Genomic DNA, 24,177 nt, shown 5'->3' on the forward strand with positions numbered 1-24,177 from the left:
GGCAAGATACCAAGGGGACACCGGGTTCGCATGAAGCAGTTTTTCATCACCTTGACCGCTGCGATCACGGCCTTGATCATCGTTCTGGTCGGCCTGCCCATCGTCCTTGTCGCCGTTATCGCCGGCGCCTCCAAGCCGCAGACCACGGGCGACATCGTCCTGTCGCTGGACCTGCGCGAAAAGATGACCGACCAGGCGCGGTCGCAACCCTTCGACTTCCTGACCGGAAAGTCGCTTTCGACGCTTGAGACAGTGCAGATACTGCACCGCGCCGCCGACGACGTTCACGTCAAGGCCGTCTTTGTGCGCCTGCCCGAAGGCGGCATGTCACCCGCCGCGGCCGAAGAAATCCGCGACGCCATCATCTATGTCCGCCGCGCCTCGAAGCCGGTCATCGCCCACAGCCAGGGCCTCTATCCCGACACCATGGTGATCTCGTCCTACATGGTCGGGTCGGCCGCCAGCGAGCTGTGGATGCAGCCGCGCTCGTCCTTCCAGGTTACCGGCATCGCCACCTCGACCATGTTCATGAAGCGCGCCTTCGACAAGTTCGGCGTCAACGCCCAGTATGAGCAGCGCTCGGAATTCAAGAACGCCGTCAATCCCTACCTCTACGACGACTATACGCCGGCGCACCGCGAGGCCCAGCTGTCGTGGATGGGCAGCATCTACGACACGACGCTGAAGACCATCGCCCACGACCGGCGCATGGACGCCGTCAAGCTGAAGGAAACCATCGAAGCCGGCCCCTACGGCGCCGAGCAAGCCCTGCAACTGGGCCTGGTCAGCCACCTCGGCCAGGTCAACGACGCGCAAGGCGCGGCGCTCAAGCGCGGCGAAAACGCCAAGGTCATGGAGCTGCGTGAATATCAGCGCACGCTTTCGCCCGACACCAAGGGCGAGGTGATCGCGGTCATCGACGGCGAAGGCGCCATCATGACCGGCAAGAAGCCCGGCGGTTTCGGCAGCGATCCGAACATGATGTCCGACGAAGTCTCCGAAGCCTTCTTTAAGGCGGCCAAGGACAAGAAGGTCAAGGCCATCGTCTTCCGCGTCTCCTCGCCGGGCGGTTCCGATACCGCCTCCGAACAGATCGCCACGGCCATGCAGTCGGCCAAGGAAGCCGGCAAGCCGGTCGTCGTCTCGATGGGCGATTACGCGGCTTCGGGCGGCTATTGGGTGTCGGCCGGCGCTTCGTCGATCGTCGCCAATCCCTCGACCCTGACCGGCTCGATCGGCGTCTTCGGCGGCAAGTTCGCCATTGGCGACGGGCTGAGCAAGCTGGGCATCGACGTCCGCGACATTGCCGTCGGCGGCGACTACAGCTCGGCCTTCAGCGAAGCCAAGGGCTTCACGCCGGCTCAGCGCGCCGCGCTGTCGTCGTGGATCGACCAGATCTATAACGGCTTCATCGTCCACGTTGCCTCAAACCGCAAGATCCCCGTCGAGCAGGTCCAGGAAATCGCCAAGGGCCGCGTCTGGACCGGCGAACAGGCCAAGGGCATCCACCTTGTCGACAAGACCGGCGGTTTCTACACCGCCGTCGACGAAGCCAAGACCTTGGCCAAGCTCGACCGTTCGGCCGATATCCGCTTGGTCGAGTACACTGGGTCTGGCCGGGCAGGCGCCGCCGGCAGCCTGACGGCCAGCCTGGAATCGGCGGCGACAGGCCTGCGTACCCTCTCCTTCCTGGGCTGGGCGATGAGCGACCCCAAGGCGGAAGCCGTCATGGACCGCGTCGCCGACCAGCGCCTGCGCGAAGAAGGCGCTACCGTACTGGCGCCCAAGGCCTACGAAGACAGCACGCGCTGATCACAGGTCACGGCTTCCCAAACAAAAAGGGGGCGTTTCGACTGAAACGCACCCTTTTTGTTTGGGAAGCCGCATCATTTAGAGCGATATGGCGAAAAGTGCCAAGAAGCGTCTTTGGGGTTTTCGCCTTAAATATCGCGACAAAACAAAAACTTAGATCGGCATGATGTTTCCATTTAAAATCATACCGATCTAAGTTGCCGCGATCCGCGAAAAGGACCAGTCCGCGGCAAGGCATTCAAAAGTCCCGTCCTTGAAATAGAAGAGAAAGTGGCGCCTTCCGGCACCGCCGATCTGCCGCCAGTCCGTCGGGCCGCATAGCGGATCGCCATCCATGACCTCATAAAACTCACCCCATGCCGGCGCCAGGCGGCTATAGCGGCATTGGCCATAATACCACCCTTCGTCGTTGGTCGCGCCAAGACGCCACACCTGACAGTCCAGGAAGGTCAGTTGGCCCCTCTGCCGTTCCTCAGCCCTGTACGCCATGTCGTTAAGATAAAAGCTCAACCGCAAGGTGCCGCTCGTCACGGCAACCCCTGGCTCCGGCGCATTCGGGTCGGCGTTCCAGTCGCGATTAAGCTTCAGAAATGATGGAATTTTCACCATGCCCCCATTTTAGATCGGCATGATTTTAGACGCAGACATCATTCAAGTCTAAGCATTTGCTTTATCGCCAATGCTCAACGAAAAGCGGCGGAAGGTTGCCCTTCCGCCGCTCTTTCTTATCAGGAGTACTGGTACTTAGAACTTGTACTTGGCGCCCAGACGGACGGTACGCGGCATCTGGTAGCTGGACGGCAGACCGTACATGTCAGACAGGGTGCCCACGCCACCGACTTCACCATTTTCATGGAACTGATCGGCGCCCTTGGCGTCGAACAGGTTGAAGATTTCGGCCGACAGGGCAACCGCACCGACGGTCAGCGGGATCTCATAGGTCGCCGAAACGTCGAGCTTGTTGATCCAGTCACCGTCGAACGACTTACCGCGCGGCGTCAGCTTGCCATTGCAGTACCAGGCGGTCGCCGTGGTAGCGACAGCGCGGCCGTCGTTGAGCGGATAGTAGCCGATACAGCCGTACTTGCGCGGCGACAGCATGGATGCCGAAGCGCCGACCAGCAGGCGGTCGTTAACCTGATAGGCGCCATAGGCCTTCAGCGAGAAGCCGTGGTGGTTCGGCAGCAGGCCGAACGAGCCATCGGTCCAGCCGGGTTCGTCGAAGTCCTGCGTCAGGCCGGTGTCGTCCTGACCGTTGTCCGACTTAACGCCGCCTTCGATGTTGCCTTCCGACTTGGAGAGCACCAGCGAGCCCGAGGCGAACCACTTGCCATCCCACGGACGCGACAGGGTGAAGCTCAGGGCTTCATAGACGCGTTCCGCCTTCGGGAAGCCAAGGACTTCCGCCGGGAGGGTGACCGTCTTGCCGGCGGCGTCATCGAAGCTGTCGCCCAGGGTGACGACAACGTCCTTGCCCGGGTTGATCAGGACGTAACCCGAACCACCGAACGAACCGCAGTCGTCGCTATCGATTTCGCCTTCGGATTCCAGATAGTCACAGGCGAAACCGCCAACGTCCAGGTCGGCGTCTTCCATGACCGCGCCGAGGCTGCGGTACATGTAGTTGACGCTGGCCGTCAGGCCGTTCGAGAAGCGCTTTTCCAGGCCGAGCATGTATTCGTCGGTGTACTGGGGCTCCAGGTTGTGGCTGACGACGGTGTCCGGCAGCGGCGCGATGCCGTTGGACAGAACCGAGTGAACCAGCTGGGTGCCGAGCGTCGGGACCAGGGTCGTCGCGTCGCGACCGGTATAGGTGTAGTAGTCTTCGATGAAGTTTTCAGCACCGGCCAGGCGGATGTTGGTGTTGCCGGCGATCGGCAGGTAGTAGCGGCCGACGAAGGCGGTCAGCTTGGTCGTCTTGTCGCCGAAGACGTCATACGACACGCCGATACGCGGAGCGACCTGGTTTTCCGAGTTCAGGAACGCGGCGCCGTTGGCGTTGTAGTTCGTGAACGTGTCGCTGCGGACGCCGATGTTCAGTTGCAGGCGATCGTTGATCGTCCAGGCGTCCTGAATATAGAAGGCCGTGTTCTTGATGTCGAAGACACCGCCCGAGAACAGGGTGCGCACGCGGACGCAGGAGTCGGTGACGGTGCCCGACGAACCGCAGTTCGTGCCCGGACCGTAGTAGCGGTAGTAGATGCCGCCCGAGTACTGCGAGGTGTTGTTCGCGGTCAGCTTTTCCTGATCGCCACCGATCTTCAGGTGGTGGCGGCCGGCGAGGTTGAAGTAGAAGTCCGCGTCGAGACGCAGGTTTTCGCGCAGGTCGTTGCCGACTTCGACGAGCAGGGCCGGGTTACCGCGGACGACCGTACCGTTTTCAAAGACGGCGGCGACCGAATCGAGCGCCGAAGCGGTCGTCTGGTTGAAGGACGAGCGGCCGTACAGGGCCGACAGGGTAAACCAGTCGGTCATCTTGCCGGTGTACTTGACGATGCGGGTCAGACCGCCTTCGCCGGTATAGACCGGATCGACGACGCCCGTGTCGTACTCGTAGTTGTCGGTGCGGGTCTGGTCGTCGACGAAATAAGTGAACTCGACGCGGTGGTCGGGGTTCAGCACGAAGTCGAGGCGGCCGCCGTAGAACGGATCTTCGCGGTTTTCAACGACGCGGCGATAGACGGTGCCGTCTTCGTACGACTGCTCGCTCCACTCTTCGAAATCACGCTGGTTGTAGAAGGCGAAGAAGTAGATGTGGTCCTTCATCAGCGGACCGGACAGGTAGACGGTCGAATCGACGTTGTTCACGCCGCCCCAGCCACGCGTATAGGTCGGGTTGGACGGATCGCTGTCGAAATCGAGCGCGGCGCGCGGCGATTGCGAAGCCAGCGAGTCCGGCGTGATGTAGGTCTGGATGCCGCCGTGGAATTCGTTCGAGCCACCGCGGGTCGTGGCGATGAAAGCGCCGCCGGTCGAACGGCCGAATTCGGCCTGATAACCGCCGGTCTTGACTTCGACCTGCTCATAGAAGTCGAACGGGATGGTCGTGCCACCCAGGAACGTACGGAAGTTCGTGACGTTCATACCGTTGACGTAATAGATGTTTTCAGCCGGGGACGAACCCGAGATCGACGGAGGACCGAAAACGTCGTTGACCGAGATGCCAGGAACCAGGTCGGCCAGGGCTTCGATGGAGCGGCCAACCGGGACGCGCGAAGCAACGGTCTGGACGTCGAGGACCGCGCCGGTCGTGGTGCGGTCGAAGTCGAGGTTACGACGAGCCTTGCTGCGGACGACAACTTCGCCCGTCGTCTGGCCGGCAGCTGCCAGGGTAAAGTCATAGTTCGAAGCCGAACCCAGGGTGACGGTGACGCTATCGGTCGTCTTGGTGCCGTCCGTGCCCGTGATCGTTACGGTATACGAACCGACCGGGATCTGGGAGATCTGGAAACGGCCGGCGCTGTCGGCCGTCGCCGTCTGGGTAACACCATTGGTAGCACCAACGATGGTCACGGTCGCGCCGGCGGCGGCTGCGCCGCTTTCAGTCTTGACGTTGCCGACCAGCGTACCGCTGGTCAAGTCCTGGGCGTAGGCGCCCGACGGCATCAGCATTGCGGCGCCGGCCAGCACGGCGGTGCCGGCAAGCACGGGGAAAACCGCATTGCAGATTGTCGTCGTGGCCAGGAGGCCACTTCGCAAAGTAAGTTTTTTCACTCTTGTTTCTCCGGGTTACATTAGAGGGTGTAGGCGCACCCGCCGCAGTCCAGCATTACACGCTGTTAATGAAGTTAAATCGTGCTGTCGCAATTCCGTCAATCGCGTGTCACGGATTTGTCTATATCAATTGAAACGTGTTTCAATAAAGTCACAGACGCAACCTTCCCTTACGGAAATCTGATAATTTTTAGGGGCGTTTATGCCCTCAAAATCATCGGCTATTCCACGGGCGACTCTTATAAAAAAATAATAAAAATCCGATTACTATTTAAAATATCAGCGTTCTAGCGGTTGGGTAAAATTGACCCTTTACTGTGGAAAATCCTGAAAAATATGTCTGAGCGTTTTTTTAAAATTCTCTGCAAAAGCGTATATTTAGGCGCGAATTCAACCAAATTTACGTCTCAAAAGCGCGGCCGGAAGGCCCGAAATTATTTGTGATGACAAATAACTTCGCTGCGCTGCACAATTTCAGGCGCGGCTATTCAACGATAATGCGCGCCGTCGCCAGCGGAGAGACCGGCTCAGGCGTACAGCTGGCCATGATCACGTGTATCAGGACAAGACTTAGAACGGCCGCGACGATGCGTTGCGAGCGTTTTGAAACGAAAACGAGTATGCCGGACGCCATTTTACCACTTCCTGACCTGGATTCAGGCGGCGGGGAGCAAGGGGCATGCCAGGCAAGCCGTCCGGAAAGGGATCAAAGGGCGCGGATCAGCTTGGCCAGGCGCGCGACCCGGCGGCAATTGCTCCCGAGGTCCGGCATGTCGTAGCGGCCGACCGAACGGATATCGATGCGATGATTCCCCAGGCGCACCGCGACATCGGAACGGAAGCCGTAGAAGGTGTCCGTATGCGTCGCCTCGACCTGCTCAGCCGTCTCGCTGACGATCGTATAGTGCTCGGCCCTTAGCATGGCGGCGATCTGGGACGCGGTCACCGCCTTGTTGAAGACGGGCTTCGCGGCCGGGCAGGTCAATTGGTTGATGTCAGCAACGGTCTTGCCGCCCCAAGCCATCGATTCGTTGCGCGGCACGCGCGGCAGGTCCTCGACGCGCAGAGACTCCGCGCCGCGCGCCAGCAGCAGCTTTTCGGAGAAGACGATCGGATTGTCCCAGTCGGTGGCGACGTCGGCGATGGGCGGAAAGGCCTTCAGCGCCTTCTGGTAGCCGAAGAAGCCGGCCACCAGGCTGCCCGACAGGATGACGGCGGCCAGCGCCCAGAAGGCCATCCGGCCTGGACACTTGAATATGGAGATCAGCATGGACAAAACCGCGACGGCGACCGCGGCCAGGGCTAGCTTGGGCCCCACCCCAAGCGTCAGGGTGCGAAAGCCGAGGTCGGCCTCGATATAACCCAGCCGGGTGGCGAACATGATGGCCAGCAGGTACAGGCCCACCAATACCGCCAGGATGACGGCGAGATGCGCGAACGCAAGGCCCTTCCGGGCTTTGGAGGTGTCTTGGGTCAAGGTGTTACTGCGTCCCGCACGCTATAACTTTACTGATACTCGCGACGGTCCGTGTTGGATCACGACCGCTGGATTTTTGTTGTCATAGAAACGATTGGGGAAACGATCGGCAAAGACATAATCACGATCCCAAATGATCAGATTATGCCCATCATCACCCCGGCCCCTATGTTTGATTAAGAATTTGCCACGAAATTGCCGCAGGTTCAACGGCTTCTTGCGCCCCGGCGACATCCGGTGTGGCGTCGGAAACGTCCCGCGTGCGTGCACTCACCCTATGCTTGCGTGTTTCGCGGTCGACCTCCAGCCACACCCCGTCAAAAGCCGCCACCGCCGTCGCTTCGGCCTGGTCGCGCCAGTGCGCCTCGCGGAAGGTGGCGTCGAGGATGACCGACTGCCCTGCCCTGGCCACGGTCTGCCCCAAGGCGAACAGATGGTGGTAGGTCCTCTGGCTCTGTTCGGGCCCGTAGGCTTCCGGCGGCAGGCGTTCGAGCGACGGCCAGTTCCACAGGCGTTTGCGCAGTTCGTCGCTGCGCAAGGCGACGGCGCCCGGCGCCCGGCCCTTGCCGGCGGCAACAGCGCGGGCATAGGTGCTCTTGCCGGAGCCCGAAAGGCCGCCGACCGCCGTCACGGTGACGGCGACCGGCGCGAGGAAGCGGCGCGCGGCGTCCAGGTACATCCGCGCCTGGTCCAATTCGCCATTATTGGCGCTGACGTGGCACCGCACACCAGCGCGCACCGACATGAACAAGGGCAGCAGAGCCAGGCCTTCGTACAGTCCCGCCTCGCCGTCCTCGCGCGCCGCCCGGTCCAGCCACGCGTTCATGACGCGGTTGGCCGCGGTGTCAAACCCTCGCACCCACAGGTCCATCAAGAGGAAGCCGAGGTCATAGAGGACATCGATCCAGCTCAGGCGTTCGTTGAACTCGATGCAGTCGAACAGGACCGGCCGCCCCCCCTCGATCAGGATATTGCCGAGGTGCAGGTCGCCATGGCAGCGCCGCACCTTGCCGTCCGCAAATCTGCGCCGCGCCAGCTCCGCGACTTCATTATATATAGCGTTGATTTCGCGGCTGTAGGCGGCGACGTCGGCGGCGCCCAGGGCATCGCTGAACCGGCCGATATTGGCGTCGTTCGAATCGATAACGTACTTGATGTTGTCGATGTGCTGCGGGTCGCGGCAGATCTCGGCCCGGGCATGGAAGCAGGCGATGTTTTCGCCCAGTTCCTGCATCAGGTCGAGGTCCGGCGTCCAGCCTGGCTGCGCGCTCTGTTCGGCCAGCACCGCGCCCGTGTCGAAGCGGCGCATGACCAGCACCGCCTCGCCGTCGATCTCGGTGACGTCTCTATATATGTCGGCGGCCGTGCGGCGGTTGAACTCCAGTTCGCGTCCGAGCGCCTCGCGCCGCTTGTCCACCGAGGTAAAGTCGAGAAAGCCGAAATCGACGCTTTTTTTGAGCTTGTAGGCAGTGTCACCCTTGAGGATGACGGTGGCGCACGAGGTTTCAATCACCTGGTCGGCGCCCTCGGACAGGGACTGTAACGCGTTTGGCAAGGACATGGCCCACGCCGCTAAGCTCTTTTCCGCGCTTTGGCAACAGCCGCTTGACCGGCAAAACGCAGGCTGGCAAGGACGGGCCATGGCCCTTCCCCCTCCCCCTGTAATCGCGGACGATGTTCAGGCCCTGATCTTCGACTGCGACGGCACGCTCGCCGACACCTTCGCCGCCCATTACCGCACCTTCAAATCGGCGCTTGTGCCCTACGGCATCGAATTCACCACCGCCTTCTATGCGGCGCGCCTCGGCCTGTCGCGGCGCCAGATGCTGGAGGCGCTGAACGCCGAGACCGGTATAGCCTTTGATGATGCCGATGTCGCGGCGCGCACTCCGGCCATGTTCCTGGAGCACCTCGGCGCCGTCAAGGCCGTGCCGTTTTCCGAAGATCTGGTTCGTCAGCACCACGGGCGGCTGAAATTGGCCGTGGCGTCGGCGGGCGTCCGCCATATCGTCACCGCCTCGCTGGACGCCATCGGGCTGACCGGCTTCTTCGACACCATCGTGACCATAGAGGACACGGGCGTCGGCAAGCCCGCGCCCGACCTGTTCCTCAAGGCCGCCGAGCGATTGCAGGTCGCGCCGGCGCTCTGCCACGTTTTCGAAGACAGCAATGAAGGCGTCGAAGCCGCCCGCCGCGCCGGCATGACGTGCACCGATATCCGCCCCTACTACACCAGCGATCCGGCGGCGTGGGACACCTAGCTGTCGAAGTCCCTTCCGTCAGGTCCTAAGGATATAACTTCGCCCGCGACCAGCCGTCCGTCACAGCCGCCCGGCTGAATTGCACCCGGTCGTGCAGGCGGAAGGCACGGTCGCGCCAGAATTCCATCCATAGGGGCGCCACGCGGAAACCCGTCCAGTGCGGCGGCCGCGCGATCTTGCCCAGACCGAACTTCAGCCCGTATTCGGCAACGCGTTTCTCCAGCGCGAAGCGATCCGGCAGAGGCTGTGACTGATCCGACGCCCAGGCGCCGATCTGGCTCTGGCGGGCGCGGCTCTGGAAATAGGCGTCGGCCTCGGCGTCCGACACGACCGACACCTCGCCACGAACACGAACCTGGCGGCGCAGCGACTTCCAATGAAACAGAAGCGCGGCCTTGCGGCTGCCCAGCAACTGCCGCCCCTTGGCGCTGGTCGTGTTGGTATAGAAGACGAAACCCTGGTCGTCGAAATCCTTGAGCAGCACCATGCGCACGTCCGGCATGCCGTCTTCATCGACCGTCGACAGCGCCATGGCGTTGCCGTCGTTGGGCTCCTTCGCCACCGCCTCCTTCAGCCATTCGCCGAACAGGGCGAACGGCTCGTGGCTTGCGATCTCCGCCTCGTGGGCGGCATGGGCGGCGGCATAGTCGTCGGCGCTGGGGCTGGCGGGAATGAGAGGCGTCTCGGACATGGTTAGCGGCCCTTTAAGACTTTGCAAACGGTCGGCAGGCCATAACCTTTTTCGACAGCCAACGTAAAGATGTTCCGCCCGCCATGTCCACTGAGAGCCAGAACGAGATCGTCGACCGCAATCGCCTGAATGGCCGCGACAGTGAGGCGCGCCAGGCCGCCCTCAGCGAACTGGGCCTGGCGCCGGGTTCCAGCGATGAAATCATCCGCAAGGCCTTCAGGGCGCGCCTGAAGGAAAACCACCCGGATCTTACCGGCGGCTCCGACGCGGCGCTGCGCCGCCTCATCCTGGCGCGCGACCTGCTGATGAATGACAACCGCAACGGCGCCGTGAATGCCCGCTGGTTGAAGGACCTGGCCGAAGCCGGCGCCGACAGCGACGGCGCGCAACTGCTGAACATCACGCTCGAACAGGCCATCTATGGCGGCGAAGCCGTCCAGGACGTCCACGCCCTGGAAATTTCGCAGGCACATGAGGAAGTCACCTCGCTCAGCCAGATGAAGACCCTGCGCATCACCCTGCCCGCGGGCCTGCGCGAAGGCGACAAGCTGCGGCTGACGACCGAAGGCGCGCCACGTCCCGAGCAGTTGTTCCGCATCCACGTCGTCACCGAAAACGGCACGCGCATCGACGGCGACGACATCCACGTCGTGGCCAGGGTCGACAGCCGCCTCTTGTTCGGCGGTGGACCTGCCGTGATCGATACGCCGCACGGCCCGCGCGAAGTGCATATTCCGCGCGGTGACAGCCAACTGACGCTTAAGGGCCTGGGTCTGCCGGCGACGGGCAAGCGCGGCTGCGGCGACCTTTATGTCCGCCTGGAAGCCTCGGCCGTGCCAAGCCGCGCGTGGAGCGACGCCATGGTCGATTTCCGCCGCAAGTGGGCCAGCTAAAATCTTAAAGCTCTGAAACATCCAAAATAAAAGCGCCGGTCGCATCGACCGGCGCTTTTCGTATCTGGATGTCAAGCGGCCTACTGGATCGCGACCAGCTTGCCGTTTTCCGTCACGACAAACAGCTTGTCGCCGACGACTATGGGAGCGATGTAGGCCGCGCCGCCAATATTGATCGATTCGACCTTGTCGCCGGTCAAGGGGTCCAGCGCGACTGCCTGGCCTTCCGAATTGACCAGGACCAGGCGGCTGTTAGCCATGACCGGACCCGACCATTGCGGCAGCTTGCGGGCGTCCTTCTTGCCCTTGCCGATGCCGAAGAAGCCCTTGCTTTCCTTGGCGGCCTTGCCGTCGTTCAGTTCCTTGACCCAATAGACCAGGCCGCTGTCGCGGTTGGCGGTCAAAAGCTCGCCCTGGACGGTGAGCAGGAAGACGACGTCGCCCGCAACCCACGGCGAATTGACGCTGTCGGCGGCGACCGACCACACCGGCTCACCGGTGCGGGCATTCATCGCCTGGAAGACGCCCGAATGGCTGGCGGCGAAGATGGTGCCGTTGTAGAGGACCGGACGGCCCGAAATGTCGCGGATTTCCGAGATGGCGTTGGTGCGCGTCGACTTGGCCAGGACCTGGGTCCATTGCGGTTGGCCGTTGCTGGTGTTCAGCGCTACCAGCTCGCCCGACGAGAACGGCGCATAGACGGTTTCACCCGACAGGATCGGCGACGCGGTCTTCAGCAGGCGCGCCGGCTCGGCGATGGCCTGATAGGTCCAGTCCATGTCGCCGGTTTCGCGGTTGAAGGCGAATATCTGGTTATCGACGTCGGTCGCCATCACGTACTTGTCGTTGACCACCGGAGCAGCATGAAGTTGGGTATCGACCGACTTCTGCCACAGGGTGGCGCCGGACGAAGCGTCCAAAGCCGCGATGAAGCGGAAGCCCGAGGTGACGTACAGCTTGCCGTCCTGGCTCAGGGCCAGGCCGCCGCCGAAGCCCAGCTTGTCGCGCTTGATCTTGGGGTTGAGGTCGACCGACCAGGCCTGCGAACCCGAATTGACGTCAAACGCGGAAACGCGCGCCTCGCCGTCCAGCGTATAGATCAGGCGGCCGTCCGATACCGGCTGGGCCAGAACCTGGTTTTCGCCCTTGCCGCCCGCGCCGATCGACTTCGACCAGGCGACGCGGAAGGACTTGGCGGCGTCGGCGTTCTGGATAATCGCGTCCTGGGGACCACCGGCCATCATCCAGTTGGCCACCGGCTGCACCGGCGGGATGTAGTAGCCCACGCCCTTGAGGCTCTTGGCGGGCTCGACCTTCTGCTCGAAGGCGACGATCGAAAGGCGCTGCCCCTGCGACGCACGCGCACCGTCGTCTTCATCTCCGCCACCCAGGCGGTTCAGGAGCGGTAACGACGAACAGGCAGTCATCATCACGCACGCCACGCCCATGGCCAGCAGGCTCGCGCCCTTCATCCCCCTCCTGAAAGCGGTCATCCTGTAAGCGGTCATTCTGGCTTTTCCTGTGAACGTGCGTATGCGTGTGATCGTACGAAAATTATTGCGGCATTTCCGGCAGGCCCGGCATCTCGGGCTGCGGTGGCGCCTTGGCCTCGGGCAACTTGAGCGCGGACTGGGCCGTCGGGATGGCGCCGCTGTCGATGGCCAGGGTGAATTCCTGGGCACGCTGCTTGACGCCTTCCGGCGTGCCCAGCGTCAGGGCCAGTACCTGCAGGTCGGCGCGCGCGCCCTTCAGGTCGCCGTTTTGCAGCTTGGCCATGGCCAGGGCCTCCTTGGCCAGCGGCGCATAGGGACGCTTGTCTTTGGCCAGTGGCTCGAGGCGCTTCTTGACGTCTTCGAACGACGCCTTGTCCATGGCCAGATAGGCGGCCTTGAGCGCCGCGGCATCGGCGATGATCGGGCTGGGGGCGGCCTTGGCGGCATTGTCGAAGCCCTTGATGGCTTCGTCGATCTTGCCGTCCTTGACGTCCATGCCGGCCAGTTGCATCAGGGCCAGGGCCTTGTAGGCCGGGGCGCCGGACTTGGCGGCTTCCTCGAACTTGGTGCGCGCCACGCTGAGATCGTTCTTGGTCGAAGCCTCGATGGCCGCCTGGTAGGTTTCCGAAGCCTTCGCCGCGCTTTGATCCTGCCACGACTGCCAGCCCCAGACACCCAGGGCTATGGCCAGGGCGCCAGCCAGAACCGCACCGGCCCACGGCGCGCCCTTCTTGACGATCGACTCCCACTTCTCGGCGCGCTGAGTCTCTTCGGTTTCGTCAAAAATATCGCTCACTGCGCATCCTCTTGGGCGTTTGGTCTTCAGGGTTCCGGCGCATGTCCGCGCCGGGTAATTCGGCGGGAACCTAGCCTTTGGCAAGGCTTTACGCAACCGGATTACTGAACGCGCGCCAGAGTCCTGATGAGCGCTCCCCCCGAATTCCAGATTCCCCCTGAATTATTTTGAAAAATATGTCTCTTCTGGGGCGGGAAAGCTGCGCTCCCTGACATCTTTGGCGTAGGCCTGCACCGCGGCGCTGATCTGGTTGCGAAGGTCGGCATAATGCCGCACGAATTTGGGCGTCCAGTCGAACAGGCCCAGCATGTCGTCGGTGACCAGAACCTGGCCATCGCAGGCCTTGGACGCGCCGATTCCGATGGTCGGCGCGGCGACCTTGGTGGTGATCTCGGCCGCCAGGTCCTCGGCGACGCCTTCGACGACGATGGCAAAGGCGCCCGCCTCGTCACTGGCCAGGGCCTCCGCAATCACCCGCTCGCGCTCGCCCTGCGTGCGCCCCTTGGCCTTGAAGCCGCCCTCGGCATTGACCGCCTGGGGGCGCAGGCCGACATGGCCCATGACCGGAATGCCGCGCTGGACCAGGTAGCGGATGGTGTCGGCGACCGTCGGGCCGCTCTCGACCTTGACGGCCTGGGCGCCGGTTTCCTTCAAAAGGCGCACGGCATTGGCGAAGGCCTGTTCGGGTCCGGCTTCGTAAGACCCGAACGGCATGTCGATGACGACGAAGGCCTTGCGGGCGCGGCGCATGACCGCCTGGCCATGCAGGCTCATCATCTCAAGCGTCACGCCAATGGTGTTGGGCAGACCGTGGACCACCATGCCGACGCTGTCGCCAACCAGCAGGATATCGCAATGCTCGTCCATGATCTCCGCCATGGGGGCCGTATAGGCGGTCAGCACGACCAGCGGGGTCTGGCCCTTGCGGGCGCGGATTTCAGGGGCGGTCAGGCGTTTGACGACGGCTTGGGTCTGGCTGCTCACGGTCTACTTTCCATAAAAGGCATACCGTTAGGTGGTGCGCCTTGGGTCGGCGCACCAGTCCTCAGAGCGCCTCTTCCTGTGAGTAGGCGTAATACAGGCCCAGAATCATCACGCAAAGCACAAAACTCAGGGCGAAGAAGGCAGGCGTCTGCATGAAGCTTAAATAACCGCCGGAATCGGCCATGCGCATCACGTCGCGGCCGGCGCCACCAAAGAATTCCGCGCCGGCGCGCAGGGTCTGGTCGGTGTCGGCCGTGGCGCGCGACAGCATCTCGCCATCGAGCTTCCAGTCCGGCACGCGCACGAACTGCGCCAGGGCATAGACGCCTCCGATAAAGCCGGCGAGCACGACCAGCCACTGCCGCAACCAGTTGCGCATCTGCAGTTTGCGCGTCACGCGCACCGCAAAGACATCGGCGTCATCGTAATGGACAGGGATGGCGAACATGTCGCCGATATCCCTGTCCGTGAACTCCTGATCATTGGTCTTTTCGGGTTTCATGATCCGGTTTCCAGCAAGGCAGGCTTTACGTCAGTTCGCGCTGGTCCCAAAAGGACTTTCAGGTGGTCCAGCGCGCGGCGGATATGACTCTTCACCGTCCCCAACGGTATCTTGAGCTCGTCGGCGATGTCCTGGTGGGACAGGTCGCCAGAGAAGTTGAGCGTCACACACATGCGCTCGACGGGCTTCAACCGCCCCAGCGCCGCATCGAGATTGTGCGCCCGAAAATCGCCGTCGAGGCCGGCATCGTTAGGCGCCGATCCGGCCTCATAGGCGCTCATGTCCTCACTGAGGACATAGCGGGTATCCTTGCGGACCTTCTTCAGATAACGCCGTGAGGCGATCTTCTTCAGCCAGGCCGTGAACGGTCCATCGAAGCGGTATTCCGCCAAATGCTCATAGGCCACCATCAGGGCTTCCTGCGCCATATCGTCCGCATCCGACGCTTGCGCGCCCATGCGCCGCAAGTGCGTACGCAACACCGAACCGTGCCGCCGGACAAGTTCGGCGAAGGCCTCGCGCGTGCCGGCCCTAGCCAGGCGCACGAGATCGACGTCGGACTGCCGCGTCATATCGGATTTGTCGATTGAGAAAGCCATGGGTGGAGAGCCAGGACGTTGTTTCGAGGGTTCTTTAGTCGGCCTTGCGGTTCAGGCCGATGATGCCGAGAATCAGCAGGGCAACACCGATCAGCCCGGGAATGGCGGCGAAGCCCGAGATGTTGTGGATGCCGAAACCGTTGTCGATATAGCTGGCGACCAGAAGACCCAGAGCCACCGCGATCAGGATGAGCCCGCCGCGGATGTCGTTCATCGGGTTCTTGGCTTTCGGAACGGTGCGCGCCATGCTCTCGACGAATTCCGGCGGCAGCGGCTGCCCCTTTTCGATCGACATCCGCAGAGTCTTTTGCAGTTCGGCATTGTTGCGCGCCTTGTTGATCGAAATGATGGCGACGATGGCGATCGGCGTGCCGAAGGTCATGATGATGGCGATGATCGGAATGAGCAAACCGGGTTCCATTGTGGATCTCCTTGAATCTGACGAGCCTTAGGCGGGCTCTATTGATGACAAGAGCCTCCGGACAGGGGATTCGGATGCAAGGATTCGCATTAAAGTTTCGTAATAGACAATCCCCTTGAATTCGACACGATTTAGATATATCTAGATCACATCGAAATGGGAGCAGCCACGCTTGGCCGCAATCCTAATTTAGATATATCTAGTCACACTCTCATTAGAAAGGTATCATTATGAGAGGACATTTCTTCAGACAGGGCGGCTGCCATGGCGGCCACGCGATGGGCCATCGCGACGGCTCCGGTCGTGGTTTTGGCGGCCGGGGTTTCGGCGGACGCGGCTTCTTCGGCGGCGGACGTGGCGAGGGCTTCGGCGGCCGTGAAGGCTTTGGCCGCGAAGGCAGGGGGTTCGGCCACGGTGGGCTGCGCCTGGTCCTGCTCAAGCTGATCAGCGAGAAGCCAAGCCATGGCTATGAATTGATCAAGGACATCGAGGAGCGCTTCAAGGGCGGCTACAGCCCCTCCCCCGGCGTCGTCTATCCGACCTTAAGCTGGCTGGAAGACGAAGGCTATATCAGCATCGCCGCGGGCGAGGACGGCCGCAAGCAGGCCAGCATCACCGACGCCGGCAAGGCCTTCCTCAATGAAAAGGCCGAGGACGTTGAACGCCTTTTCGACCGGATGAACGACGACCGCTCGGGCCACGGCGACTACAGCGCCCTGTTCCGCGCCATGGGCAATCTCGGCGCGGCGGTCAAGGTGCGCGGCATGCGTCCGCTGGACCAGTCCGAAATCAACACGATCGTCGACATGATCGACGAACTCGCCAAGAAGATCGAGCGTTCGTGATGACCGGCGGGTGTATGAGAGGCCCCGTCGATCCAACGCCTTTTGGGCCACATCTGCTGATCGGCGACGAAGCGGCCCTGCCGTCGCTGGCGTGGCGGCTGGAAACCCTGCCGCGCCATACGACGGCGATCGTCGTCGCCGAAGTCGCCACACCCGACGACCGCCCGGCCCTCACCGGGCCGGACAACCTCAGCGTCCACTGGGTTTATCGCGACACGCGTTGGGCGACGCGCGCGCTCAATGATGTACTGAAAGGCCTGTTCCTGCCGCAAAACCGATTGCAGGCGTGGATTTCCTGCGGCCGTGAGCAATGCCGGCTGATTCGCGACCAGCTGATCGACGACCACGGCGTCCAGCCGCGGCACATCTTCGTCAGCGCGTTTTAGTTTACAGGCGTCTCACCAAGCAACTCGGCGGCGCTCTGTCCAACCGTCGGCACGACATTGCTGCTCTGGACCAGCTTCCAAGCGCCATCCTCACGCCGCCAGGTCTGCGCGAACCGCACGGGCACGCGGCGTTCGCCCAAGATAAAGGTGTCATCGAAGATCAGCGATGCCAGGTCGCCCTCGCACACGGCCGACATGTTGCGCACGCCGTCGAACCGCGCCACGCCCGACCACAGTTTTTGGTCGAGGTCAAACATGCGGCTCAAGGCGGCCTTGCCTGAAAAGACTTCGGATTCGTCGCTGCCATAGACGTGCAGGTCGCGATCGGACGTCATGGCCAATACCCTGGCCTTGTCGCCGGACACATAGGCGGTCAGGAAGCTCTTAGCCGCCTCGACCGGCGCCTGGCATGGCTCGGCCGCCACGGCTGCAACGGGCAAGATCAGGAACAGGATACTGGCGAAAATGGCGGCGCGCGGCACGGCAACCCCTCTTGCTTGCACGGAGAGCGTCTGCAAACTCTATGGGGCGCCAAAGCGCCTGACCACTTACAATTCGGTAATGGCCGCTTCCAGCGCTTTGCGCTCGGGGCTGTTGGGCTTGAAGCCGGCATAGAGACCGCCGCCGACTTCCCAGATCGGCCGCTTGATCATAGATGGCTGCGCCAGCATCAGCTTGATGGCCTTCGTCTCATCGAGGTCCGCCTTCGACGCGTCCGGCAAGTCCTTGAACGTGGTCGACCCTTTGTTCAGAAGCTTCTCCCAGCCGATTGTTTTCGCCCAGCTTTTCAGCTGCGCCTCACCGATGCCTTGCGTCTTATAGTCATGGAAATCGTAGGCGACGCCGTTGGCCTTCAAGAAGTCGAAGGCCTTCTTCATGGTGTCGCAGTTGGGGATGCCGTAGATTTTGACCGTCATGACTTTTAGCCGCTTTAGGCGAGAGAATACGGCGCACATGGCATCTTTACCGCGCCCGGTCCAGACTGCCAGCCGCTGAGGGGCACAGTTCTCCACAGGAGCCGGTTATGCCAGAGACAGCAACCCAGAAGCGCAAGGTCGAAAAGGTCATGCACGAGTACAAGGAAGGCGACCTTAAGTCGAGCAGCGGCGACAAGGTCAAGAGCCGTAAGCAGGCGGTCGCCATCGCCATGAGCGAGGCCGATATCCCGAAAAAGGGCTCGAAGAAGAAGACCAAGCACTAAAGACGCTTGGTTCGCCTTCTTATACCTCCCCATGAGCAACGCGGACATCGCCGCGCAAAAATGCACATGGGGATGTATAAAAGAAATCAGTCAGTTAAGCAGTTCAACTAAAGAATTTTACCAACTCCGCCGCCACCACATCCGGCGCCGCATTGTGCTGCTGTCCCGCCAGCGTCTTGTGCTGCGCATTCGGCAAGGCCTTAGCCAGCGCCACCGCCGAATTGCGGATCCACGGCGGACTGGCGCCGCCATCCATGACCAGGGCGGGGACGCTGAGCCCCTCCCATTCCGCCTTCGTCAATGATTTACCCGACATCCGGCCATCCAGCACCGCAATGTCGTATGGCAGGGTGTGCGCCAGCCCCTCCATCCCTTTCCACATCGGCGATTTTCGCATTTCAGCCACGGCCGGCGCGGGCGCTCCCACCACAGCCGTCATGAAATATTCCACGGCGTCGGCACGGCGATTGTTGGCAACCAACTCGCTGATCTTGCGGTCATAGCCCTCTGGCGGCAGCGAACGGCTGTCGTCGGTAATGAAGGGCGGCTCGTACACCGACAGCTTCCTGATCCTGGCGGGGAGTTTGGTCGCCGCGTCGAGGGCCAGCACCGCGCCGGACGAATGGCCATGGACAAAGGCCGCCCCCCCGGCTTCGGTAATGAGCGCATCGATGTCCTCGATCTCGCGCTCAACCGCGTAGGGCGCCTTGTCCCCGCTGCCGCCCCTGCCCCGCCGGTCGTAGCTGAAGACGGTAAAATGCGGCGCCAGCAGCTTGGCCAGAGGCGCGCTGCCTGAGTGGTCGCTCAAGGCCCCGCCGACGAGTATGAGCGCCGGTCCATTGCCGGCCCGGTCAAAAGCGATGTGCGTCCCGTCTTTCGAGGTGACCTTGGCCATGGCTGTCTCCTTTGGTGCCGCGCGTGCCGCTGCTGAAAGGGCCGTGCCCGCCAGCGTCCCGAGGATCAGACGCCTGCTCAACAATGCCGACATAGTTATCTCCTGCCCGCCCATGCCGGCGAGTAGGTAGCGATTCCAGACTAAGGTTTCGACACCCCAAGACCTGACCGCCGTAAAAATCAGATAAGCTTCCTCAAGGCTTTTTCATCAGTTCCAGCACTGCCGCGGTCATTGCGGTCGCTCCCGTCACGATGGCCGGTTCCGGCGCGATCTTGAACAATGGCGAATGGTGCGAGGGCACCGGCGGACCGCCGGCTTCGGCGGCATCGAGCGCCGCCCTGGGCGTTCCACCGACGGCGAAATAATAGCCGGGAACCTTATGATCCGCCTGAACAAAATAGGCGAAATCCTCGGCCCCCATGGTTTTTTGCTCGAACGGCACGACGGCCTCTTCACCCAGGGTCTGAACCATCACCGCATTCAGACGGCGGGTCAGGGCTGGATCGTTTTTGGTCACCGGCGTGCCCTCGATCACTTTTACCACCGGCAGCTTGTCTTCCGGCAGGCCGTTCAGCCGGCCGACATTTGCCGAAACGCGCCGGATCGCGGCAATCAACATGGCGCGCGTATCTTCGTCATTGGCGCGCACCGTCACCTGCAGGTCGGCGTGATCCGAGATGATGTTGTGCTTGGTACCGGCGTGAAACGCCCCGACCGTAATGACGCCTGGCTTCAGGGGCGGCTTCTCACGGCTGATAATGCCCTGAAGCGCGATGACCAACTGGCTGGCGATATAGACCGGGTCCTTGCCGGTGTGCGGCGCCGCGCCGTGGGCGCCGACGCCCGGTACGGTGATGTCGATCGAATCCGACGACGAATACTGGATGTCTTCCGACGCCGATACCGTGCCGGTCGGCAGCAGCGAATTGACGTGCCACGCCAAGGCGTAATCGGGCTTGGGGAAGCGTGTATAGAGCCCATCGGCCAGCATCGCCTTGGCGCCGGCGATACGCTCCTCGGCTGGTTGGCCGATCATGACCACCGTGCCCGACCAGCGGTCCTTCATGGCCACCAGGCGGCGCGCCGTGGCGACCAGCCCGACGATGTGCGTATCGTGGCCACAGGCATGCATGACGGGATTTTCAATGCCGTCGACGCCGACCTGACGTGCCACCGACATATTCGAAAGCCCTGACGCCTCCTTGACTGGCAGGCCGTCCATGTCGGCGCGCAGCAGCACGACCGGCCCAGGGCCATTGCGCAGCACCGCGACCACGCCGGTGCCGCCGACCTTTTCGGTCACCTCGGCGCCGGTGGCGCGCAGTTCCTTAGCCATGCGCGCGGCGGTCTTGACCTCCATGTGACTGAGTTCAGGATTGCGGTGAAAATGATCCCATAAGGCCCCAAGATCCTTGTCGTAATCGGCCTTGATAGCGGCAGCATAGTCCGGCTGCGCCATTGCGGGCGCAGCGGCGACAAGCGCCAGAACCGGCAGCAAAACCTTAAGTCCGTGTGGCAGTGCCATGGCAATCCCCGTGTGCGCGATGCCTGAGGGGACATCAGTTTTCTGGCCCGGTCAAGCGCGACAACGGGCCAACATCTCGGCGTCCCGTTCGGGGAAGAGCGCGGCCTGGACCGCGCCCTTATTGTTTTTACGCGTGCGGTCCGTCCGGGATGGCCGACATGTCCATAAAGACCGGCTCAAAAGTGTGGCCATCGGGATCTTCGAAGCTGCGGCCATACATGAAACCAAGGTCCTGCTTCTCGCGGATGTCGGCCTTGCCACCATTGGCAGCCGCCGCTTCCACGATCGCATCGACCTCGTCACGGCTATCGCGTGACAGCGCCAGCAGCACGGAACTCGTGGTCTTGGCATCGCCGATCGCCTTGGGCGTAAAGGTTGCGTAATAGCTGCGCGTCAGCAGCATGAAGGTGATGGTGTCCGACCAAACCATCGAGGCCGCATTGTCGTCGCTGAACTGGTGGTTCTGCTCGCAGCCGATGGCCTTATAGAAGGCGATCGACGCCTTGAGATCGGTGACGGGCAGGTTGACGAAAATCATCTTGGTCATGGCGGTATCTCCTGTGACAAGCCGAGGACAATTCCTCTTACACAGGCACTACGAACGGCCCCGGGGGGAATCGACAACGCCCTCGAAAAAGTTTTAGCCGTTCGACGCTACCGACATAATCTGGCATCCATACCGTCAGAATCGCCTGGATTTTCTTCGCAAGGACGCCTCATGAGCCAGACCCTTCCCGGCCCGGACGGCCGCCCCCGCTGTCGCTGGTGTGTCGGGACGCCGGAATATCTCGCCTATCACGACACCGAGTGGGGCTTCCCGGTGCGCGACGACCGTCGTCTTTTTGAGAAGCTGTGTCTGGAAGGCTTCCAATCGGGCCTGAGTTGGCGGACCATCCTGACCAAGCGCGAGAATTTCCGCGCCGCCTTCCACAATTTCGACTTCGACAAGGTGGCCGCGTTTGGCGAGGCCGATGTTGCGCGGCTGCTGAACGACGCCGGCATCGTCCGCCACCGCGGCAAGATCGAAGCCGTCATCAACAATGCCCGCCGCGCGAAAGAGCTGGTCCAAAAGGAAGGTTCCTTGTCGGACTATGTCTGGCGCTTTCAACCCAGGCCGGAAGAGCTCGGAGCACCGCAGACGCAATCCACCTCTCCGGCTTCCGTCGCCCTGTCGAAGGACCTGAAAAAGCGCGGCTGGAAGTTTGTCGGCCCGACAACGGTCTTTGCCTTCATGCAGGCCATGGGACTGATTAACGACCATGCCGAAGGCTGCATCATCCGCGCCGAAGCCGAAAAAGGCCGTAAATAATATCAGTTACGACGGAAAGCTGAGAAAAAGGTCCACATGGCGTCGTTGTCAGCGACCCACGAATGGCCACCACCGACGGTAATGCGGCCGGCGACATCGGCGCCGTCGCGGCAGCCCGAATAACGCTCTTCATAGATGCTCAAGCCCACCCACTGCGTCACTGGCGCATTCCGGCAATCATTGAGTTGCGCCCAGCGCTGCTCGGCGGCGTGCATGGTGTATTGCCAATAGCCGGCCCCGCCGCCCTGAATCGGATTGGTCGTGTCCCTGTCACCGGCAAACGCCATGACCGGCAGCGGACGCGACGGTTGGCAGGTCGCGGGGTCGGGCGTCGTCGGATCGTCCTTCGACGGATTGCCGGCGCGCAGGCCCACCACCGGCGCTATGGCTGCGAAGCGATCAGCGGCGACGCAACCCAGCCACGACGTCATCCGCCCACCACCCGACAGGCCGGTGGCGTAGACGCGCGTCTTGTCCACACAGCCCTGCGCTGACAGCCAGTCGATCGCGGCCTTGATATAGGCGACGTCGTCTCGGTCATTGGGCCCAGGAATCTTGCCCGCCACGGTCGGCACGCCCGGAATATTCCAGACAAAACCCTTGTCGTGGGGAATGCCGGCGTCGGGAGCAGCCACAATAAAACCATGGCGATCGGCGGCTTCGGCAAGTTTCGAGTCATTCAGCATCCCCGCCCCGGTTCCGCCAGAACCATGCAGCAGAAAGATCAAGGGCGCGGGTTTCGCCGGATCGAAGCCGCGCGGCAGATGGATCAGCATTGATCGCCCCGTCTGGGCGATGGTGACCTTATGCGCCGTACCGGCCGTGCCACAATCCGCGCCTTGCGCCACCCCGCCAAAACAAGCCAGCGCCAACACGCACAGCGTTACCCAAATCCGGTTCATGTGTCCTCTTGCCTGTGGTGTTCAATGGGCGCGCGCGTCGCATCGGGCGCCTGTTTATCCAGGGACTGGCGGTAAGCAATACAGCCGCGCATGAATTGCGGCCACTCCGGCACGAGAATGTCCGGTTTGGCCGGCTCAGGCAGCAATTTCCACAGCTTCGGGTGATGCCAGCACAGTTCGTGACCGCTCGAATCCCGGTGTTCGCGGATGCCCGCGCGCAGTCGCCGCACCTCGGCGATCAGCGCGTCACGATCCAGTCTATCGATATCCTGATCGAGGTCCATGGCCGCTCACATATATGAGGTAATTGGCGGCGGGTTGTCCCAGTCATCATTGGCGCCATCCTCATAGCGAATGGGCGCCGCCGCCAGCTCCTCCGGCGTCACGTCTTCCAAACAGGCGACATTGATGCAGACAAAGTCGCCGCCCATAACCTCAAGGCTGGAGGATACAAAAGAGTAGACGCCGCAGGTCTTGCAGAAGGTGTGATCGATGCCGCCTTCGCCGAAGCGATAATTGGTCAGATTGTCCGCGCCCTGCTTCAGGCGAAACGCTTCGGACGGCACGTGGCTCTTCCACATGCGTGTCTTGCCGCAGAACGAACAATTACAGCGCAGGGTCGAGGCGTACCACGGGCCGTGGCGAATCTGCGGCGACCTCTGGCCTTCGGGCGCCAGGTCGATCTCACATTCGAACTTGACGGCGCCGCAATGGCAACCGCCGTGACGGGTCTGAAGCATGGCGTCCTCCTGTTCGGTGCCACGATACCGGCCCAGTTTGGAAGGGTACAGACACGATTGCCTGATCAGACGGGCCAGCCTTCACCGCGCAGCTTCGTCAAGCGGCGGCGGGCAAAAGGAACCGCCAGGCCGCCGGTGATCTTCAGCACCGCAGCCGAGCCCTTGCGTTGCAGGCCTTCGACCGCGCCACGCGCCACCCACCATGAGCGATGAACCTGGGCGCCATCTCGCCCTTCAAGCGCCATGAGCACTTCAGAAAAAGAATGATCCAGGAACTGCTCGCCGCGCGGCGTGAACAGGCGCGTGTAGTGACCTTCGGCACAGACGGCGCGGACATCGGCGGCAATGAGCAGCGCTGTGACGGCGGCGGGCTTGGCTTCGACAGGGCGCAGGAAGCGCTCCAGCAGGACGGCGAACGGCACGCAAAGGACGGCAACCTCAGCCGCTGACCGCAGCCAGTCGAGCCCCCCATGCGGCAAGGGACGGCCTTCGATCAGACCGATGGTTTCGACGACCAGCAGGATCGGCAGGCTGGCCGCTGCGGCGCACATGCCAGCCAACGGGATACCCGTGAGCCACCGCCGCAGCCCGGTCAGGACCAACGCCAGCATCGGCAATCCGGCCGCCAGATACATCAGCCACAGGCCGATGCGCTGGCTGGGCAGAAAACGTTCAGCCTGACCGAATGGCCCGGCCAACGCCATGACCAGGGCGCACGCCGCCAACATGGC

General features: G+C 62.3%; 27 protein-coding genes. 7 read left to right on the forward strand and 20 right to left on the reverse strand.

Going from position 1 to position 24,177, the window contains the following annotated elements:
* The first annotated feature begins 30 nt into the window (after positions 1–30).
* Positions 31–1,812 carry a signal peptide peptidase SppA gene (gene sppA / locus J2X24_RS07035; RefSeq protein ID WP_209718713.1) on the forward strand — a complete coding sequence of 594 codons (1,782 nt, stop codon included), beginning with the start codon at positions 31–33 and terminating at the stop codon, positions 1,810–1,812.
* A gap of 192 nt (positions 1,813–2,004) precedes the next feature.
* Here sppA and J2X24_RS07040 read toward each other — a convergent pair whose 3' ends face one another.
* The 4 genes from J2X24_RS07040 to J2X24_RS07055 all read right to left on the reverse strand — a co-directional run bounded on the left by J2X24_RS07040 (position 2,005) and on the right by J2X24_RS07055 (position 8,564).
* On the reverse strand, positions 2,005–2,421 hold the full coding sequence (locus J2X24_RS07040) for a hypothetical protein (protein WP_209718715.1): 417 nt from the start codon (positions 2,419–2,421) through the stop codon (positions 2,005–2,007).
* Positions 2,422–2,556: 135 nt separating this feature from the next.
* Positions 2,557–5,526: a TonB-dependent receptor gene (locus J2X24_RS07045; protein WP_209718717.1), complete on the reverse strand. Its 2,970-nt coding sequence runs from the start codon at positions 5,524–5,526 to the stop codon at positions 2,557–2,559.
* A 706-nt stretch (positions 5,527–6,232) separates the two neighbouring features.
* Positions 6,233–7,003: a DUF1499 domain-containing protein gene (locus J2X24_RS07050; RefSeq protein ID WP_245344514.1), complete on the reverse strand. Its 771-nt coding sequence runs from the start codon at positions 7,001–7,003 to the stop codon at positions 6,233–6,235.
* A gap of 166 nt (positions 7,004–7,169) precedes the next feature.
* Positions 7,170–8,564 carry a bifunctional aminoglycoside phosphotransferase/ATP-binding protein gene (locus tag J2X24_RS07055; protein ID WP_209718719.1) on the reverse strand — a complete coding sequence of 465 codons (1,395 nt, stop codon included), beginning with the start codon at positions 8,562–8,564 and terminating at the stop codon, positions 7,170–7,172.
* 79 nt (positions 8,565–8,643) lie between these two features.
* On the opposite strand from J2X24_RS07055, the gene J2X24_RS07060 reads away from it, so the two are divergent.
* Positions 8,644–9,264 (forward strand): HAD family hydrolase, encoded by a 621-nt coding sequence (locus J2X24_RS07060; RefSeq protein WP_209718721.1) that lies wholly within the window; start codon positions 8,644–8,646, stop codon positions 9,262–9,264.
* Between the two features lie 25 nt (positions 9,265–9,289).
* On the opposite strand, the gene pdxH is transcribed toward J2X24_RS07060, so the two are convergent.
* Entirely contained in the window at positions 9,290–9,955 is a 666-nt protein-coding gene (gene pdxH / locus J2X24_RS07065) for a pyridoxamine 5'-phosphate oxidase (protein WP_209718723.1), read from the reverse strand.
* Positions 9,956–10,038: 83 nt separating this feature from the next.
* On the opposite strand from pdxH, the gene J2X24_RS07070 reads away from it, so the two are divergent.
* On the forward strand, positions 10,039–10,848 hold the full coding sequence (locus J2X24_RS07070) for a DnaJ C-terminal domain-containing protein (protein WP_209718725.1): 810 nt from the start codon (positions 10,039–10,041) through the stop codon (positions 10,846–10,848).
* An 80-nt stretch (positions 10,849–10,928) separates the two neighbouring features.
* On the opposite strand, the gene J2X24_RS07075 is transcribed toward J2X24_RS07070, so the two are convergent.
* From J2X24_RS07075 to J2X24_RS07100, 6 genes are all read right to left on the reverse strand, one after another.
* Complete coding sequence (locus tag J2X24_RS07075) at positions 10,929–12,320, reverse strand: PQQ-like beta-propeller repeat protein (protein ID WP_245344515.1); 1,392 nt, start codon at positions 12,318–12,320, stop codon at positions 10,929–10,931.
* An 82-nt stretch (positions 12,321–12,402) separates the two neighbouring features.
* Entirely contained in the window at positions 12,403–13,137 is a 735-nt protein-coding gene (locus J2X24_RS07080; RefSeq protein ID WP_209718727.1) for a tetratricopeptide repeat protein, read from the reverse strand.
* 162 nt (positions 13,138–13,299) lie between these two features.
* Entirely contained in the window at positions 13,300–14,121 is an 822-nt protein-coding gene (panB, locus tag J2X24_RS07085; protein ID WP_209718730.1) for a 3-methyl-2-oxobutanoate hydroxymethyltransferase, read from the reverse strand.
* A 61-nt stretch (positions 14,122–14,182) separates the two neighbouring features.
* Entirely contained in the window at positions 14,183–14,623 is a 441-nt protein-coding gene (locus J2X24_RS07090; RefSeq protein WP_209718732.1) for a hypothetical protein, read from the reverse strand.
* Positions 14,620–15,222 carry an RNA polymerase sigma factor gene (locus tag J2X24_RS07095; protein WP_209718735.1) on the reverse strand — a complete coding sequence of 201 codons (603 nt, stop codon included), beginning with the start codon at positions 15,220–15,222 and terminating at the stop codon, positions 14,620–14,622. The genes J2X24_RS07090 and J2X24_RS07095 overlap by 4 nt, the downstream gene beginning before the upstream one ends.
* Positions 15,223–15,256: 34 nt before the next feature.
* On the reverse strand, positions 15,257–15,643 hold the full coding sequence (locus J2X24_RS07100; protein ID WP_209718738.1) for a DUF6249 domain-containing protein: 387 nt from the start codon (positions 15,641–15,643) through the stop codon (positions 15,257–15,259).
* Between the two features lie 230 nt (positions 15,644–15,873).
* On the opposite strand from J2X24_RS07100, the gene J2X24_RS07105 reads away from it, so the two are divergent.
* Both J2X24_RS07105 and J2X24_RS07110 read left to right on the forward strand, forming a co-directional pair.
* Positions 15,874–16,488, forward strand: a complete 615-nt coding sequence (locus J2X24_RS07105; RefSeq protein WP_245344516.1) for a PadR family transcriptional regulator — start codon at positions 15,874–15,876, stop codon at positions 16,486–16,488.
* Positions 16,489–16,502: 14 nt separating this feature from the next.
* Positions 16,503–16,874: a siderophore-interacting protein gene (locus tag J2X24_RS07110; RefSeq protein WP_209718740.1), complete on the forward strand. Its 372-nt coding sequence runs from the start codon at positions 16,503–16,505 to the stop codon at positions 16,872–16,874.
* Here the strand turns inward: J2X24_RS07110 and J2X24_RS07115 are convergent.
* Both J2X24_RS07115 and J2X24_RS07120 read right to left on the reverse strand, forming a co-directional pair.
* The gene (locus J2X24_RS07115) at positions 16,871–17,356 is read right to left on the reverse strand and encodes a DUF4440 domain-containing protein (protein ID WP_209718743.1); all 486 of its coding nucleotides are present in this window, start codon (positions 17,354–17,356) and stop codon (positions 16,871–16,873) included. The two genes, J2X24_RS07110 and J2X24_RS07115, sit on opposite strands and share 4 nt — an antisense overlap.
* A 66-nt stretch (positions 17,357–17,422) precedes the next feature.
* On the reverse strand, positions 17,423–17,791 hold the full coding sequence (locus tag J2X24_RS07120) for an arsenate reductase (protein WP_209718746.1): 369 nt from the start codon (positions 17,789–17,791) through the stop codon (positions 17,423–17,425).
* Positions 17,792–17,898: 107 nt separating this feature from the next.
* On the opposite strand from J2X24_RS07120, the gene J2X24_RS07125 reads away from it, so the two are divergent.
* Positions 17,899–18,075, forward strand: a complete 177-nt coding sequence (locus tag J2X24_RS07125; protein ID WP_209718750.1) for a DUF6496 domain-containing protein — start codon at positions 17,899–17,901, stop codon at positions 18,073–18,075.
* Between the two features lie 103 nt (positions 18,076–18,178).
* Here the strand turns inward: J2X24_RS07125 and J2X24_RS07130 are convergent, their stop codons facing one another.
* From J2X24_RS07130 to J2X24_RS07140, 3 genes are all read right to left on the reverse strand, one after another.
* Complete coding sequence (locus J2X24_RS07130) at positions 18,179–18,970, reverse strand: alpha/beta fold hydrolase (protein WP_209718754.1); 792 nt, start codon at positions 18,968–18,970, stop codon at positions 18,179–18,181.
* A 193-nt stretch (positions 18,971–19,163) separates the two neighbouring features.
* Positions 19,164–20,495, reverse strand: coding sequence for a M20 metallopeptidase family protein (locus tag J2X24_RS07135; protein WP_209718756.1), 1,332 nt, complete (start codon positions 20,493–20,495; stop codon positions 19,164–19,166).
* A gap of 127 nt (positions 20,496–20,622) precedes the next feature.
* Positions 20,623–21,042, reverse strand: coding sequence for a VOC family protein (locus J2X24_RS07140; RefSeq protein ID WP_209718760.1), 420 nt, complete (start codon positions 21,040–21,042; stop codon positions 20,623–20,625).
* A gap of 171 nt (positions 21,043–21,213) precedes the next feature.
* On the opposite strand from J2X24_RS07140, the gene J2X24_RS07145 reads away from it, so the two are divergent.
* Positions 21,214–21,804, forward strand: a complete 591-nt coding sequence (locus tag J2X24_RS07145; RefSeq protein ID WP_209718763.1) for a DNA-3-methyladenine glycosylase I — start codon at positions 21,214–21,216, stop codon at positions 21,802–21,804.
* A gap of 2 nt (positions 21,805–21,806) precedes the next feature.
* Here the strand turns inward: J2X24_RS07145 and J2X24_RS07150 are convergent, their stop codons facing one another.
* From J2X24_RS07150 to J2X24_RS07165, 4 genes are all read right to left on the reverse strand, one after another.
* On the reverse strand, positions 21,807–22,706 hold the full coding sequence (locus tag J2X24_RS07150; protein ID WP_209718766.1) for a CE1 family esterase: 900 nt from the start codon (positions 22,704–22,706) through the stop codon (positions 21,807–21,809).
* Positions 22,703–22,990, reverse strand: coding sequence for a hypothetical protein (locus J2X24_RS07155; RefSeq protein ID WP_209718770.1), 288 nt, complete (start codon positions 22,988–22,990; stop codon positions 22,703–22,705). Before J2X24_RS07155 ends, J2X24_RS07150 begins: the two co-directional genes overlap by 4 nt.
* A 6-nt stretch (positions 22,991–22,996) precedes the next feature.
* A complete protein-coding gene (locus tag J2X24_RS07160) occupies positions 22,997–23,446 on the reverse strand; it encodes a GFA family protein (RefSeq protein ID WP_209718772.1) in 450 nt (149 codons plus the stop codon).
* A 65-nt stretch (positions 23,447–23,511) separates the two neighbouring features.
* Positions 23,512–24,174 (reverse strand): LytTR family DNA-binding domain-containing protein, encoded by a 663-nt coding sequence (locus tag J2X24_RS07165; protein ID WP_209718775.1) that lies wholly within the window; start codon positions 24,172–24,174, stop codon positions 23,512–23,514.
* Between the last annotated feature and the right edge of the window lie 3 nt (positions 24,175–24,177).

The sequence above is a fragment of the Asticcacaulis solisilvae genome (assembly GCF_017875235.1).
Taxonomy (GTDB): domain Bacteria; phylum Pseudomonadota; class Alphaproteobacteria; order Caulobacterales; family Caulobacteraceae; genus Asticcacaulis; species Asticcacaulis solisilvae_A.